This window comes from Actinomycetota bacterium, assembly GCA_012837825.1.
Lineage (GTDB): Bacteria > Actinomycetota > Humimicrobiia > Humimicrobiales > Humimicrobiaceae > Humimicrobium.
This window is the reverse complement of the sequence record DUQM01000008.1, coordinates 1-15,852: the sequence shown is the minus strand read 5'-3', so window position 1 is coordinate 15,852 and position 15,852 is coordinate 1. Positions and strand designations below refer to the sequence as shown.

Below are 15,852 nucleotides of genomic sequence, written 5' to 3'. Positions count from 1 at the left end.
GTATTTATTATTAAAAATCGCCTGGATCAAAAGTCTTCAAAAGTAAGTGTTGTCTTCATTAAAACCCTGTATTCAGAAATACTGCCGTTTTTATCAGCACTTACTTTCATATCCTTTACTTATGCCGGTCTGATATTTTTTAATGTTTTGCTGGCTATCTAATGTCTTATTGGCTATCTAATGTTTTATTGGCTACCAATATTCCTGTTCCGACTACATCGTCAAAGCTTTCAGAAGGTGCCTTGATTTCTGTTGCTTTTGCTATTGGCATTTTCTCATTTTACTGCGTTTTTGAAGTCACCGCTTGTTAATAAAATACTATTTTAATTTTACTACTCTTCATTCATATAGTAAGATTTAATAGATTGGCGATATGCCTGCTTTATTATTGCTGCATTCTGCCGGCAGGCATAATTACAGGATTAATTTAAAGCAAACAAGAATCCGGTATTAAGAAATAAAGAGTAATATTCATAATGGTTGATAAGTATTAATAATGCGGTTGATAAGTATTAATAATGGTTGATAACAAATTACAATTAATAGCCAGGGCAATTTTAAATAGTAAAAAAGTTACAGTTCTTACCGGGGCAGGCGTTTCAACGGAAAGCGGCATTCCCGATTTCAGAAGTAAAAAAACAGGACTTTGGAACAGATTCGACTCAAATCTGCTGTCCAGGGAATTTATGTATAAAAATCCTGAAAAATTCTATGAACTTGGAATCAGCCTGCTTTCAATATTAAAAAACGGAAAGAAAATCAAGCCCAATAAGGCTCATTTTATTTTGGCTCAGATGGAAAATGATGGAATCATCAGTTCTTTGATTACCCAGAACATCGACAATCTTCATAGTCTTGCAGGCAGTAAAAATATTTATGAAGTCCATGGCAATATGAAAAAAGCTTATTGTGTCTTCTGCAACAATAAATATTCCTTTAAGGTTTTGTATAGAAAGGTGCTCCGCGATCAGATTCCTCCTTTATGTCCCTCATGCGGAAGCATACTAAGGACAAGCGTTATTTTGTTCGGAGACGAGTTAAATGAAGAATTCTACAATGCAAGAAACGAAGCAGCGGCTTCTGACCTGATGCTGGTCATCGGCTCAAGTCTTGAAGTCGGCCCCGTAAATACCCTCCCGATGTTGTCGGAGAAATTTATTATCATAAATAAGGACAGGACTTTTTTTGACAGCAAAGCCTTTATTGTTCTTAACAAAAGCGCAGGAGTTGCTTTGAGCGAAATATACAGACTGATAAAAGACTCGCTGCTCAATTCAATGGCTGATAAAATTAAGTAACTTTAAAAAAAATATTTTTACAAAAACAGCTAAAAAGTGCCCTGGTAAAAGAAAATCGTATATACCTGCAATCACTAAATAAATATCTTATATGGTTTATTATCAGCCTGCACAAACAGATAGTCTGTTTACCGGCAAAACTCCCTGATTGAAAGTTAATCATCGACCAGCTTATATAACTTTAATCATTGACCAGCTTACATAATTTTAATCATTGACCAGTTTATATAATTCCCTTAAGATGAAAATCATTCCTTCTGTATCGAGCCCGCAGTAGTCCAGCAGGTCCTTTCTGATTTTATCAATATATTCTTTATCAGCTTTATCTTCTGAGTCTTTTAAAAAAGTTATATCAAGGTATCTGACGCTTGCTTCCTGACCATTGCTTATTTCCATCCCGCTGTAACTGATCCCCGTAAGCGCAGGAAGGACATTCTTGAGGGAAGCACTTCCTTTCTGTAAAGGATTGTAATAATAGAACTTTCCAAAAGGCTCGTAAAGATCAATAATTCTTGAAATGGCATGTTCAATCCATGGCGCATGTTCAGGAAATGAACCTGCAAGCTCCCGGAGTATATTCTTTTCAAAGCTTTCATAATAAACAAGTATTGAACCTTCCGGTTGTTTTAAAATACTGCCATCATACAGTTCCTGGCTGCCGCAACCATATCCGAGAGTTTCTCTGAGGCTTTCTATGAACTGCTCTCTTGGATCTGTCCCGTCATTTTCTGCAAGAAAATTAAAGTTTTGCCGACAATTATCGTCAATAGACTGAATTCTGTTGCAGGAGTACTGAAATGGTATATTCTGATAAGGCCTTAAACCATTATATCTCGGAATGGCGGTCGCAAAAGTTTCAAAATCAAGAAAATATAAAGGGTATTTCAGGCGGCTTAAAAATCTTCCGATATTATCTCTGTCTACAAATACTTTTTCCTGATCAGCAGCCATCTGCTGAATTTTCTGGGCTGGACTTAGTATATCCGTTTCATTTATCTGCGATATTTCAATAATCCCTCTGTTGTAAAGCGAAAAAGCCAGACCTTTTCCCCTGTAAAGTTCAAATACATTTCTTTTCGGAAGAAATTCCCAGCATGCTTCTTTTAAAGGGCAGTCATATGGATTATAGCAGTTCGTGCTTATCTTTATCTGAGGACATGATTTTTTGTTTAACATGTCAAGCATTATTCTTATATTGCTCTCCACATCGGGAAGTAAAAAGTCCGCTTTTTCAGTTACATCTTCCATAATAAAAAATTTATGCGGATCTACTGTATCCTGTTCTTTTATATAGTCTTTATTTATATACATCAAATAACATCTGTTTATCTTCAGACCTGCACCTTCGTAACAATATTTCTGAAAAGAGATATCGTGTAAATTGATTTCTTTCAGGGAAGTCGAGCTTTTTACTTCGATTATATCCCAAAGATCAGGTTCTGCCGGTACGAGTATATCTGCCCTGGCAAAGGAATTTTTATATGAAAACGCAGGTTCAAAAAGCGGAATCCTCTCTGTTGCTGAAATCTTCTCTCCGGTTTTGCATAAACCGCTGCTCCCGGATAATTTTTCATGGGAACAAAGACCGGTCATTATTTCAGCAATCTTTAGCTCTGTCCCGATATCATTTCCGTGCTCTATTTCTACTCCTTCAGGGTAAAGCTTTTTTGCAATTTCCCCGACTTCGTGACCCTGCTGAAATCTGAAAAGTGCAGCATCATCATACGGCGGGATTGAATCAGGATCATTTACAAGATACCATAAATACTTAAGACACTGTATGCCGGAAATATATTTTGATTTGGATAATATTGTATCTTTTATTTTATTATCTGATTCCATGCTCTTTTTTATATGATGCCCAGTTGTTTTTAAGCCATAAGAACTGATTGAAATCATTTAGACTTTTTATAAACGGGTTCTCCCTTAGTTCATCATAAATAGTTGAACTTGGTCTTGTTCCACAATCATGTCCCGGCCATATTTCTGTCTCCGGCGGAAGCATAACTATCTTCTTCAGGCTGTCAAATTCTTTTTTTGCATCATCTTCGCTATAAGTACCCCCTATCTTTCCGACAAAAAGAGTATCTCCGGTTATAAGTCTTCTTCCTGCTTTAATACATATAGAATCAGGAGTATGCCCGGGAGTGGGAATAAGCACTATTTCCAAATCGCCTAATCTTATAGTACTTTCACTTTTAATCTCAGTATCTCTGCCACAGTTTACAAACCTGACCGGATTTCCTTCTTTGCCGGTTTTAAAATATCCATTGCCTGACGAATGATCATAATGGGAATGAGTATTTATAAGATATTTTAGTTCAAAATCATATCTTTTGATTGATTCTGACACTGCGCGCGCATCCGGTGAAGGATCTATTAAAACAGCTTCCTTCGTTTCTGCTTCTACTATAAGGTAGGCAAAATTTCTATCTCCTCCCGATTTGATCTGCCTGAATATCGCTGCCATCTTTATTTATATTATTAAATGCTAAATGATATTTAATTTTTATTAATATACACTATTTTATTTTGCTCGGATGAATCCATGGAAGCTAAAGCTAATTCCAATGATCTTTTTCCGTCTTCAAAAGTAGAATTCTCAACTTCTTTGTCATTATTAATACAATGTATGAAATATTTCCATTGAGAAAAAAACGGATCAATTTCTTCAGAGGTTTCCTTGATTATTTCTCCATTGTCTTTATAAACAATAACTTCATTTTTTTGTACTTTTCCATCCAGAGTTTCTGATATATTTGCACTTGCTCTGGAAACCCATTCAATGGTTCCCTTTTCGCATATTATCCTTAACAACATGGTAAAAGGGAATTTTCCTTTAACTGCCCACCCTGCATTTACACAGCCATATTGTCCGCCTGCAAATTTAACAATTGTCGACATATGAGCCCATCCTCCAAGATTTTCATCATATATTCCCTGGGATGCAACCGACAAAGGATCGCCAAAAACGGATATCATATAATCCAAATCATGTATTTGTAAATCTAAAGCAGCGCCTCCGCCAAGGTTTTTATCTTTATTCCATTCACCTTCTGCCCATTCCGGTATCACTCCCAATCTTTCACAATACATATTTTTAGGACATCCTAAAAAATTATCTTTTATTATTCTTTTTGCTGTTTCATATTCTGGCCAAAATCTTAAAACATGTCCAACCATGGATTTAACTTTATATTTTTTTATTGCCTGAATCATTCTGTTCACTTCTTCAATGCTTAATGCAACTGGTTTTTCACAAAAAATATGTTTGCTTGCCTTGGCACATTTTTCAACCATATCCGCATGTAAAAAGGTAGGGGTACAAATACCTACAACATCAATCTCTTTTTTTATAAGTATCTCTTCCAGGGAATTATATGGTTCGGCATTTATTTTTTGTGCTAACAGTTTTGCTTTTTGAAAATCCTTATCAACTACTGCAACCACTTTTGCATCTTCTGTCTTATCACAGGCATTGGCATTGACTCCGCCTATATACCCGGCTCCAATTATTGCGACTTTTATCATATCAACCTCTTTTTTTATATTTCATTAAAAAGTAATGAAATTTTTGATAATTTTCAAATAAATTTTACTAAAATAAAATACCTTTATATAGTTGTTTTAAGATGTGAACGAATGTTAATTGATATTGCTGTTAAAAGTATAATACCTCTGAAAAACATTTGTTGAGAAACATCAAGCCCCATTAAAATTAGATCATTATTTATGATTCCAATAACAATAGTATCAAATAAAGAGCCTGTAGCGGAAGCCTTTTCGCCAAAAAGACTTGCACCCTCAAGCACTGGTTTAATTCAGCCATTCATTATCCCGTCTTTAAGCATTCCATTAATCCCATATTAAACCATCTTCTGTTTCATAAAACCCTGCTTTGCACAAATCCTCAGCTACAAACGGACCTAGCAATACCTTCAGTCCTTTTGACGCTTCTTCCAAATTTTTAACTTTGAAAGCTATATGAAATTTTTCTCTTACAGGGCCTTTATTTATTTGAAATAGGCATTAAGCACATATTGCTGAACCATTCTGTTGGTGTTGAAGAAAGAACCGTTTATGGCAATACATCTGCGCATAATCTTTACCCAGCTGTCTCTGTTGTTATAAAATTTCGGTATTATTTTGTTTTCAAGTTTATTGTATAAGTCTTTGCTGTCAACCTCATAATCAGAAGGTTGATTGTCCTCAATGTTTATTGGCCCGATCGACCATCCGGTAATATTTTCTATACATCCCTCAATCCACCATCCGTCAAGTGTGCCAAGTTGCGGGACTCCGTTACATGCAGCTTTCATCCCTGATGTGCCTGATGCTTCATTGGGTCTTTGGGGGGTATTCAGCCACAGGTCTACACCTGAAACCATCATCTTTGCAATTGAGATGTCATAATTAGGGACAAAATACATTTTTATGTCTTTGTTTAATTCCTTTGTTAATCCACATATCTTTTTTATGGCTTCTTTTCCTGAATAATCTCTCGGATGAGCTTTGCCGGAATAGATTATCTGGATGGGGCCAACTTTTTTTGATATTTCAATAAGTTTGTCCGGATTGGATATTAAAAGATCCGGTCTTTTATAAGCTGTCTGCCTTCTTGCAAAACCTATGGTAAAATCCTCGGTATTCATATCGCAGGCACCTGAATAATTAATAAAATCAATTAATGTCTTCTTTGATTCCATGTGGGCATTCCATATTTCATCAGGATTAATGCTGAAAGCCGATCTTAGCATAAAAGTATCAGATCTCCATCCCGGTATATACTTGTCAAACAATTTTTTAAATGAAGAACATGTCCAGGTTGCTGCATGCACTCCGTTTGTTATGGAATCTATAGAGTATCCCGGAAACATCATTCTTGAAATCTCGCCATGTTTTTTTGCAACCCCGTTTATGTAGTGGCTGAAAAACAGAGCAAGCTTTGTCATATTAAGTTTGCCGTATAAAGTTATCTCATCAAGAATTGAATCAGGCAGAATATCCCCTATCATGGATTTTGCCATTGGAATTTCAAACTGGTCATGCCCCGCTGCCACAGGAGTATGGGTGGTAAAAACACATTTTTCCCTGACTTTTTCAATATCTTTAAACCGGGAAAATAATTCAATTGTGCTAAGCGCTGCATGCCCCTCATTCATATGAAAAATACCTATTTCCTTGTATCCGAGCATGTCCAGCATCCTTATTCCACCAATCCCAAGCACTATCTCCTGAGCCAGTCTGTAACGCTCATCACCGCCATAAAGGAATTTGGTTATTTCCCTGTCCCACTGTGAATTTGATTCAATATTCGTATCAAGAAAAATAATAGGTACTTTATAATTATTTATCCCTTCATACTGATAGAGCCAGGCGCGTATTTTTACCTCTCTGTTCTCAATATAAACTGTTACAAATTTGGGCAGGGACTTCAGGACATCTTCAACAGTAAAGCTGACAGGAAGTTCTATCTGGTTGCCATGTTCATCTATTTTTTGGTGGAAATAACCTTTTTCTGAAAGAAGAGTGACTCCCACTACAGGAATACTGAGATCTGCGCAGGATTTAAGCGTATCTCCGGCCAATATCCCAAGGCCGCCGCTATAAGTCGGTATATTCTCTTCAATGCCTATTTCCATGGAAAAATAAGCTATTTTTGCTTTTGTATTCAGTATAATATTTTCTGTTTCTTCATCTCTTCTAATTTTATCTGTATTATCCATTTGTCTTTTCAATCCTTTATTTTTTAGCCGGTTAATATTTAAGCTTAAGCTGACATTTTATATATCGTAATCAAGTAATATACTATTTATTTTTAAAAAATACTAAATTTTTGAAAAATTAAATATTAAATTTACAAGCTTCAGAATAAATTTCACACTTTTATCAATAAATTTGACAATTAGTTATTAATAAAGAATATATTTGACCGTTATCAATAAATTTGACAATTAGTTATTAATAAAGAATATATTTGACTGGCATTTCGTTTATAGTAATTTTGTCGAAGATTCACTAACAGTAATGCCTTCTGATTTAATTACCTCTATCATGCTTCAAAAAAACATAAATAAAACTTTAAGCAATTTTCATAATGCATATTTTGTTTTAAATAATAAAAAAAATATATGATATAATATGTACTTGTAGTAACAATCAGGAAATGGATAAAGTTAATTTGATAATTTAAGAGATGGCGCAGTATCCTAGTCAGTGCTTGCTGTCATAAAGACGGGGCTAAAAATCCGTTGAGGGCGTACATGTGAAGTCCCTGGGATTGGCTGCTGACGCCCAGTCGGGGGTTGATCCTGGGGGTTAAGGAAAGTGGGCGATCCATAATGGCATATGGGCGTGGACCCATTTTCCGCGGAAGCTTCAGATATATACGAAAGTGACATCTGAAGTTAACCTGCAAATGCTGAAAGGCATTGCAGCGTAGCCTGCCTTGCGTGATTCAGGGGGAAGGTCTCTTTATAGAGTTACAAGAATGCCAGAGCTCGGCAACTTTGTAATGTGTAAGACCTGAAACTTGTAATTGCAAAAGAGGCTAGTGGCTGTAAAACTGTCGAGGAAAGCTCCTAGGCTGTTCTTAATGAGATGCGGTGGGGATTATAGTGTGGTTTTAGTGGCAATCCAGTCCTATAAGCGGCAACGCTATAGAAACTGTTTAAAGGGAAACCGCTGTTGTGGTAACACTCAGTACAAGTTTGGGAAATCCTACTGGACCTTAAACTGCAAAGTTTACTTATCGCATTGCCATCTCTTTTTTTTGGAGGAACTTTACTTGACAAAGTTAAAAAAATCCAGGGGCAAATTAAGGCACTGGATCATAGCCATTACTTTATGGACTCTTCTTTTAGCCGTTACTTTAAGTTTTGTTTCAGAAACTTTAATAATCAAAGCCAATACAATAGCAGTATTAATCATACTTATTGTAATTATATTTATTGGCGTATTGTTTGATATTATCGGAGTGGCCATTACCGCATGTCCCGAGGTGCCCATGAACAGCATGGCCGCAGGCAAGATAAGAGGCGCAAGAGAAGCTGTCGGACTTTTAAAGAATGCTGAAAAAGTATCAAGTTTCTGTAATGACGTTATCGGTGATATCTGCGGGATCATCAGCGGGGCAATCGGGGCTACAATAGTTTTCAGAATACTTGCCTACAATCCTAACCTTGAGAAAGCCCTGATGGGCGCAGTGATTGCCGGGTTCATCTCTTCTGTTACTGTAGGAGGAAAGGCAATAGGTAAAAATATAGCAATAAAGAACAGTAAATCAATAGTGCTTAAGACCGGTTATGTAGTTTACGTTTTCAATTTTATATTCAGAAGAAAGAGAATAAAGCACTGAATATGTTGGTGCGGCTATATAACACCGCCAGGGGCCCATACTTTATTTGTTTTGCTTTATGGTAAAATAAGTTCTAGCGGTATGGTGGAGATGAGCGGAGTTGAACCGCCGACTTCTTGTCTGCCAGACAAGCGTTCTCCCACTGAACTACATCCCCACAAAAAAATTCTTCCAACAATACAGGATAACAGATTTATCTCTGTAAGAATAAATTTATTATTAAAATTTTTCAATACTAATTATCTTAAAATAGTTTAAACTAAAGCCTGCTTCTTATCGCCGATCAGACATTTATACAGGTCTTCGATAGAGGTGCACAGATGATCAGCATTATATTCCTTCAGAACTTCTAAAGAATCGTGACCCCATGAAACCGATATTATTTTTAACCCGATTCTCCGGCAGGCAAAAATATCCTGCACTTCATCCCCCACATATATTGCATTTTCTTTTTCAATTCTGTATTTTTTAAGCAGTTTTAAAATTTCGACATCTTTTTTAAGAATATTTCTGGAAGAGCAGACTGCTTTAAAAAATGAAATATTATTAAGATTTAAGAACTTATTTATATTCTTAGCTGTATTTGAAGAAAGAATAAACATATCAGCTTTTCTTTCGCTAAGACCTTTTAAAATATCGATCATTCCTTCCTTAAGTTTAATCTCAGAAATAAACGAAGCATACATACTCTTGGCTTCCATGGACATTGCAATAAGTTTCCGCATGGGTACTCCTAATTTTTTCATTTTTTCCATAAGCGGCAGTGATTTTATTGTCGCAAGAGTTTCAGGACTGCTTATAGAGGATATGTTGTATTTTTTTGCAAAATAATCATAAAGTTTATTTACGGCTACGCTTGAATCAACCAGAGTTCCGTCAAAATCAAAAATAATGTTTTCTTCCAGCTTGCTCACCTTCACAACCTTTAAATACAATCTTCAATATCTGCAGTCTGATTAAATGATAAATTTTTTCTGACATTGAATATTTTAGGAAAATCTATATCCTGTAATTTATTCTGTAACTTTATTTTTAATAATACACTTTATTTAAACAGATTGAAAATTATTGACCATACTCAGCCTGCTGGAAAAACTCAAAAACAAGTTATAAATCTTATATATCTATACAGATTATAGAAATATTTTTAAGACTATTTTTCATAGACATTTAAAAAACTATGGATTTCTGCTTATGCTAAGAACTGTTTGACCGGTTTTTTAAACAGTTCTTGCTTTACCGTAAAAGAAAGCTGCAATAAGCCCCGGTCCGGAATGAGACCCTATTGTAGGACCGATATAACTTATAAATGAATCTTTAAAACCTATTTTCTTAATCAGTTCTTTTGATAATGCCCCGGCTTCATCAAGACAATCAGAATGACAGATATAAACTGTCTGATTATGGGGCTCTATTACAAGTTCTTCTATTATTTCAAAGATTCGATTAAATGCTTTTTTGCGGCCCCTGACCTTCTCACGCACTATCAGATGTCCGTCTTTATCGAGATTAAGTATTGGGTTAATATTTAATGCAGTTCCAAGTATTGCTCCTGTTCTGCTGACTCGGCCGCTACGGTAAAGATATTTCAAATCATCAGTCGAATAATAAGTGTTTATAAAAATTTTATTATTATCCAGCCACTCCACACATTCTTCCGGAGATTTTCCCTCATCGCGAAGCCTTGCCGCTTCAACAGCAAGGATCCCGTATCCGATTGATGCAAGCGTGGAGTCAACTATAAAAACACTTGCTTCTTTATTTTTCTCAAGAAAAAGATTTTTTGCCATCAGGGAATTGGAATAAGTGCCGGAAATGCCGCTGCCAAGGGCAATATGGACTATAGGAAGCTTATATTTTTCCCACAAATCCGTCCAGTAAGTTACAAATTCATAAGGAGTCATCTGGCTTGTTTTAGGAACTGAACCATTGCGCATTTTTTTATAGAATTCACGGCATTCGTCAGGATTCATGGAATCACTCACCTCCGCTTCATCAATAATATATTTCATATGATATGCGGATATGTTTCTTTCTTTACAAAACCAGGCAGGCAGATCGCATCCTGAATCAGTTGAAACACAGAACTTTTCCATAAAAATCTCGCTCCTTTCATTAAAATAAATTTATTTATTATTAAAAAATATCAGACCCGGCCGAATTATAAAAACTTTTAATTCAGATCACCGGCAATTATTTTATTTTCCTTAATCACTGCCGAAGCAAGACTCATTGTATCTTTTTCAATTTCCATTACTATATTATTTATTTCAGTTACCTGCTCAGCTGTCAGATTTTTTTCCGAAGATAAATGGATTTTCGTCAAAATCGTTTCCAGGTCATCTTTTAATGAAGATATTTTATTTTTAATTTTTTGAATTACTTCCGGAGAAGCAATAGCTTTTCTTAATTCTTCTTCACTTATCAGACCTTCCCCGGAAAGCAAAAACTCGGAAACTCCCGTTATAATTTTACAGTCATACCCAAATCTTTCCTTAATGTAATCTGCAAGCTCTTCTTTTGATTTTTTTTCTCCGTGTACAATAAATATTTCTTTTGGTTTTTCCTGAAATCCGGAAAGCCAGTCAAGAAGCCCTTCCCTGTCTGCATGGCCGGAAAATCCTTCAAGATCGTATATTTCTGCCTGAACCTTTATCCTTTCACCAAATATTGATACGTATTTGTCGCCGTTTAATATTGAACGTCCGAGAGTTCCCTCCGCCTGATAGCCTACAAATACAATGCTTGACTTTGGATTCCAGAGATTATGTTTAAGGTGATGTTTGATTCTTCCTGCTTCACACATTCCACTGGTTGAAATAATTATTTTAGGCTCGGTATTTAGATTTAATTCCTTTGATTCTTCAACTGTCCTTGTAAACCTGAGATTTTTAAAATCAAGAGGATCATTTCTCTGTAAAATATAGTCTTTTGTTTCTTCGTCGAAAATATGGGCATTATTTCTGAATACCTTTGTTGCTGTGGTTGCCATAGGGCTGTCTACATAAACCATAATTCCACTTAATTCTTTTTTATAATCAGGATGATCCTCGTAAAAACGGTTAAATTCAAAGATGAGTTCCTGTGTCCTCCCTACGGCAAAAGAAGGAATAACTACAGTTCCGCCCCGTCTGATGGTTTTAAGCACTATGTCTATGAGTCTTTTAATGCCGGCAGAATTTTTTTCATGTATCCTGTTGCCGTAAGTGGCTTCCATGATAAGGAAATCCGCCTTTTTTATCATAGTCGGGTCTTTCAGAATAGGCTTGTTTTTCATACCTATGTCTCCTGAAAATACAATCTTGGATATCTCCTCATCTTCTTTTATAAAAATTTCAATAATAGATGAGCCGAGTATGTGGCCGGCATCATTAAATACTACCTTTATGTCCTCATTAATTTCAAGCAGCTGATTATAAAGAACCGGTTTTATCTGCTTTAATGCGGTTACAGCATCATCAAGTGTATAAAGAGGTTCCCTGTACGGCTTTCCGGCACGCCTATTTTTCCTGTTTTTCCATTCAGCTTCTTTTTCATGAATATAGGCACTGTCCTTCAGCATTACATCCAGAAGATCGGCAGTTGCATCAGTACAGTAAACAGGCCCTTTAAATCCCCGTTTGACAAGCAATGGAATCCTTCCGCTGTGATCTATGTGTGTATGGCTCAGAAGAACGAAATCTATTTCCCCGGGGTTGAAGTCAAACTCCTCCCTGTTAAGATCATCCGTTTCATCGCTTCCCTGAAACTGTCCGCAGTCAAGAAGAAACTTGTTTGCACCGGTTGTCACCAAATGGCATGATCCGGTTACTGAAGTCACCGCACCTAAAAATTTAATCTTCATATTCTCCCTCGGAGGGATATATAATTTGGCACTATATTGCAGATTTATTTATACATAAATTTATTTAAAAAATTCAAAAATCTTTCAATCATCCTATTTGGATATCCAAGCTTTCAATAAAGCTAAAAAATTAAAAACAGACATAATAATAAACTCAATTCAAGAAATCCTGGCGCTATAACAACGGGTTCAAATTATGCACCCCCCCTTTTTTTTCTCTTACCCAAGAAGAGCACGGTCGCTTGCAAATTCTTCACCGCTTACATTGCCAAACCTTACAAGAAGATCTTCCACCGTAAGTTTTTTCTTTTCCTCACCTTTTATATCAAGGATTATCCGGCCTTCATACATCATCATCAGTCTGTTCCCATGCTTTATTGCATCTTTCATATTATGAGTAACCATAAGAGTCGTCAGATTCTCATTCTGGATTATCCTATCGCTTATATTCAGCACTTTTTGTGCGGTTTTGGGATCAAGCGCTGCAGTATGTTCATCAAGAAGCAGAAGTTTCGGCCTTTTTAAAGTTGCCATTATCAGGGTAAGCGCCTGCCTCTGACCTCCTGAAAGAAGACCTACTTTTGCACCAAGACGGTCTTCAAGCCCCAGCTCAAGAGTGCTTAATATTTCCCTGTAATGCTCCCGCTCTTTATTTGTAATTCCCCAGGAAAGCCCTCTTCTCTGGCCACGCCTGTATGCAAGCGCAAGATTTTCCTCAATCCCCATATTTGCGGCAGTCCCCATTATGGGGTTCTGAAATACACGTCCCAGAAGAGTGGCTCTTTTATGCTCACAAAGATTTGTGACATTTATTTCATCTATAAAAATATCACCATTATCAACCGGATAAACTCCGGCCACACAATTCAGCAATGTTGATTTCCCTGAACCATTGCCGCCTATAAGGGTTACAAAATCACCTTCTCTAAGAGTAAAACTCACATTATGAAGCGCAACCTTTTCATTGATAGTCCGTGGATTAAAAATCTTTGTAATCTTTTTTACAACAAGCATTTACTTCGCCTTCTTCACTGATTTTTTAATCGGCTTCAGATATGAACGAAAAACAGGGAGAGCAAGAGCAATGGCTACAGTTATTGCAGTAAAAAGTTTTAAATCATTTGCAGGCATGCCAAGTTTTAATACAAGAGCAATAATAATACGATAAGTTATGGCACCAAGAACAAGAGAAACGAGTCTGCTGAAAAAATTTCTTTTTCCAAAAAGAACTTCCCCAATGATTACCGAGGCCAGGCCTATTACAATAGAGCCTATTCCCATCTGAACATCTGCAAAACTCTGGCTCTGGGCAATCAGCGCTCCTGCAACCGCTACCAGTCCGTTGCTTATCATAAGTCCTAAAATTATTGTCGTATTGGTATTTATGCCCTGGGCTCTTACCATCTGGGGATTATCTCCGGTTGCTCTTATTGCACAACCTATCTCAGTTCCAAAAAACCAGTAAAGTGTTCCGATTATGCATCCGACAAAAATAATACCCAATATTGCCACCGCTCCGTTATGATTTAATCCGAGATTTTCAAATGCACTATATACAGTATGCATCCTCAAAAGAGAGATGTTCGCTTTCCCCATTATCCTGAGATTAATGGAATAAAGCGCAATCATTGTAAGAATTCCCGAGAGAAGAGAAGGAATTTTTAGTTTCGTATGAAGAAGACCGGTTACCAGTCCGGCAAGAAGTCCCCCCGCAAATGCCATTCCTATTGAAAGATAAGGGTTGATTCCTCTTACAATTGCTGACGCAGTAATTGCTGCCCCCATTACAATGCTTCCTTCAACAGTCAGGTCTGCAATCTCAAGGATTCTGTAAGTTATATAAACTCCTATGGTGGCAATAGCCCAGAGAAGACCAAGTGAAATTGCCCCCATAAATATCTGTAACATGGAAACCCGGCTACCTTACTTTTTTAAATAAAAATCAAAATTATAAATAAAGGGGCTAAACAATTAAAGCCCCTTTATACTCTTAAGTATTATAAATAATTTTTTTTATTGTTCAATAGTCTATTTATCAATCAAATACTCGGCAAGATCTGCAGGGATTTCCAGACCTATTTCATCTGCAACGGCACCGCTTATTGCAAAATCAAAATCTGTAGCAGATTCAATAGGCATTTCTGCAGGTTTTGCTTCACCTTTTAAAATCTTTACACCCATAAGTCCTGCCTGATAGCCCAGATCATAGTAGTTGATTCCAAGTGTTGCAAGACAGCCGTTTTCCACCATGCCTGCTTCTCCGCAAATAACAGGAGTCTTTGATTCTACAGTCACTCCATAAATAACAGGTGTTGAAGATGCCAGAACATTGTCAGTAGGCAGATACATTGCATCACATTTTTCAACTAAGGACTGCGTTGCCTGCTGAACATCATTTGAATTTGTTATGGTAACCTCAACATATGTGAGTCCAAGAGCTTCTATAGCTTCTTTTGCAATTTTTGCCTGTATAACAGAGTTATCTTCACTTGATGTATACATCACGCCAACCGTTTTTGCATCCGGAACCAGCTTTACAAGAAGATCTATCTGCTCTTTGATAGGATTCATGTCTGTCGTACCGGTTACATTGCCTCCGGGAGCTTCGTTTGAGCTGACAAGTTTTGCAGCAACAAAATCAGTAATCGCTGTTCCCACAATAGGTATTTCAGTTGTTTTTCCGGCAATTGACTGTGCTGCAGGTGTTGCAATTGCAAGAACAAGATCTACCTTATTGCTTACAAAACGGTCGCTGATAGTGGAAAGATTGCTCTGGTCTGCCTGCGCATTCTGCACATCAATCGTTATATTGTCGCCATCAGTAAAACCGTTGTCGCTAAGCGCTTTTATAAATCCCTCTCTGGCTGAATCAAGCGCTACATGTTCAACGTATTGTATTATGCCAACACTCTTTTTTTCAACAACTTTGGTAGTACATCCTGCCATTGCAAGAACTGCTACAATAACAAGCATAATAATCGCAGTTTTTTTCAATTTTTCCTCCCGATAGTAAATATTTATTAAATTTGTTTAATTATCGTTTTAAATAATCAAAGCATCAGAAACAGAAAGACCCTGTTTCTTAATCGTTGAATTATAACATGATTTACAATCTAAAAAAATAAAAAAATAAAAGTATAATCAGGCATAAATTATAATAAAAAGAAAAATTTTAATTTTCGGGACACAAAACTTACGTTTCCTGTCTCATCTGCCATGCTTTTATTTAATTTAAATTTTATTTATATGATCAGTTAGAAAACAATATTTTAATCTTGTGATATTTTGCCAGAAATTTCTTTTTACAAAATGCCGCAAGACCCCGGAACAAATAAGCAGTCTTTAAAGAATTT

Annotated in this window: 12 protein-coding genes and 1 tRNA gene; 2 read left to right on the top strand and 11 right to left on the bottom strand. The window is 36.3% G+C overall.

Going from position 1 to position 15,852, the window contains the following annotated elements; genetic code table 11:
- Window positions 1-518 precede the first annotated feature (518 nt).
- Window positions 519-1,298, top strand: a complete 780-nt coding sequence (locus GXZ93_00645; GenBank protein HHT78303.1) for an NAD-dependent deacetylase — start codon at window positions 519-521, stop codon at window positions 1,296-1,298.
- A 207-nt stretch (window positions 1,299-1,505) separates the two neighbouring features.
- On the opposite strand, the gene GXZ93_00640 is transcribed toward GXZ93_00645, so the two are convergent.
- The 4 genes from GXZ93_00640 to glgP form a co-directional block, all read right to left on the bottom strand.
- Window positions 1,506-3,140, bottom strand: a complete 1,635-nt coding sequence (locus tag GXZ93_00640) for a DUF2779 domain-containing protein (GenBank protein ID HHT78302.1) — start codon at window positions 3,138-3,140, stop codon at window positions 1,506-1,508.
- A complete protein-coding gene (locus tag GXZ93_00635; protein ID HHT78301.1) occupies window positions 3,127-3,768 on the bottom strand; it encodes an MBL fold metallo-hydrolase in 642 nt (213 codons plus the stop codon). The genes GXZ93_00640 and GXZ93_00635 overlap by 14 nt, the downstream gene beginning before the upstream one ends.
- 32 nt (window positions 3,769-3,800) lie before the next feature.
- A complete protein-coding gene (locus GXZ93_00630; GenBank protein ID HHT78300.1) occupies window positions 3,801-4,829 on the bottom strand; it encodes a Gfo/Idh/MocA family oxidoreductase in 1,029 nt (342 codons plus the stop codon).
- Between the two features lie 482 nt (window positions 4,830-5,311).
- A complete protein-coding gene (gene glgP, locus GXZ93_00625; protein HHT78299.1) occupies window positions 5,312-7,024 on the bottom strand; it encodes an alpha-glucan family phosphorylase in 1,713 nt (570 codons plus the stop codon).
- A 1,061-nt stretch (window positions 7,025-8,085) separates the two neighbouring features.
- On the opposite strand from glgP, the gene GXZ93_00620 reads away from it, so the two are divergent.
- On the top strand, window positions 8,086-8,655 hold the full coding sequence (locus tag GXZ93_00620) for a DUF21 domain-containing protein (protein ID HHT78298.1): 570 nt from the start codon (window positions 8,086-8,088) through the stop codon (window positions 8,653-8,655).
- A gap of 82 nt (window positions 8,656-8,737) precedes the next feature.
- On the opposite strand, the gene GXZ93_00615 is transcribed toward GXZ93_00620, so the two are convergent.
- The 7 genes from GXZ93_00615 to GXZ93_00585 all read right to left on the bottom strand — a co-directional run bounded on the left by GXZ93_00615 (window position 8,738) and on the right by GXZ93_00585 (window position 15,472).
- Window positions 8,738-8,812 (bottom strand) — tRNA-Ala (locus tag GXZ93_00615).
- A gap of 97 nt (window positions 8,813-8,909) precedes the next feature.
- Window positions 8,910-9,569, bottom strand: coding sequence for an HAD-IA family hydrolase (locus tag GXZ93_00610; protein ID HHT78297.1), 660 nt, complete (start codon window positions 9,567-9,569; stop codon window positions 8,910-8,912).
- Window positions 9,570-9,875: 306 nt separating this feature from the next.
- Window positions 9,876-10,751: a DegV family protein gene (locus tag GXZ93_00605; protein HHT78296.1), complete on the bottom strand. Its 876-nt coding sequence runs from the start codon at window positions 10,749-10,751 to the stop codon at window positions 9,876-9,878.
- A gap of 77 nt (window positions 10,752-10,828) precedes the next feature.
- Window positions 10,829-12,499 (bottom strand): MBL fold metallo-hydrolase, encoded by a 1,671-nt coding sequence (locus GXZ93_00600; GenBank protein HHT78295.1) that lies wholly within the window; start codon window positions 12,497-12,499, stop codon window positions 10,829-10,831.
- A 219-nt stretch (window positions 12,500-12,718) separates the two neighbouring features.
- Window positions 12,719-13,513, bottom strand: a complete 795-nt coding sequence (locus GXZ93_00595; GenBank protein ID HHT78294.1) for an ABC transporter ATP-binding protein — start codon at window positions 13,511-13,513, stop codon at window positions 12,719-12,721.
- The gene (locus tag GXZ93_00590) at window positions 13,514-14,407 is read right to left on the bottom strand and encodes an ABC transporter permease (protein ID HHT78293.1); all 894 of its coding nucleotides are present in this window, start codon (window positions 14,405-14,407) and stop codon (window positions 13,514-13,516) included.
- Between the two features lie 120 nt (window positions 14,408-14,527).
- Entirely contained in the window at window positions 14,528-15,472 is a 945-nt protein-coding gene (locus GXZ93_00585) for an ABC transporter substrate-binding protein (protein ID HHT78292.1), read from the bottom strand.
- Window positions 15,473-15,852: the final 380 nt, after the last annotated feature.

Bases quoted from the DNA above. Each gene is read 5' to 3' on its own strand.
- GXZ93_00645 (HHT78303.1), top strand. From the start codon at position 519: ATGGTTGATAACAAATTACAATTAATAGCCAGGGCAATTTTAAATAGT.
- GXZ93_00640 (HHT78302.1), bottom strand. From the start codon at position 3,140: ATGGAATCAGATAATAAAATAAAAGATACAATATTATCCAAATCAAAA.
- GXZ93_00635 (HHT78301.1), bottom strand. From the start codon at position 3,768: ATGGCAGCGATATTCAGGCAGATCAAATCGGGAGGAGATAGAAATTTT.
- GXZ93_00630 (HHT78300.1), bottom strand. From the start codon at position 4,829: ATGATAAAAGTCGCAATAATTGGAGCCGGGTATATAGGCGGAGTCAAT.
- glgP (HHT78299.1), bottom strand. From the start codon at position 7,024: ATGGATAATACAGATAAAATTAGAAGAGATGAAGAAACAGAAAATATT.
- GXZ93_00605 (HHT78296.1), bottom strand. From the start codon at position 10,751: ATGGAAAAGTTCTGTGTTTCAACTGATTCAGGATGCGATCTGCCTGCC.
- GXZ93_00600 (HHT78295.1), bottom strand. From the start codon at position 12,499: ATGAAGATTAAATTTTTAGGTGCGGTGACTTCAGTAACCGGATCATGC.
- GXZ93_00595 (HHT78294.1), bottom strand. From the start codon at position 13,513: ATGCTTGTTGTAAAAAAGATTACAAAGATTTTTAATCCACGGACTATC.
- GXZ93_00590 (HHT78293.1), bottom strand. From the start codon at position 14,407: ATGTTACAGATATTTATGGGGGCAATTTCACTTGGTCTTCTCTGGGCT.
- GXZ93_00585 (HHT78292.1), bottom strand. From the start codon at position 15,472: ATGCTTGTTATTGTAGCAGTTCTTGCAATGGCAGGATGTACTACCAAA.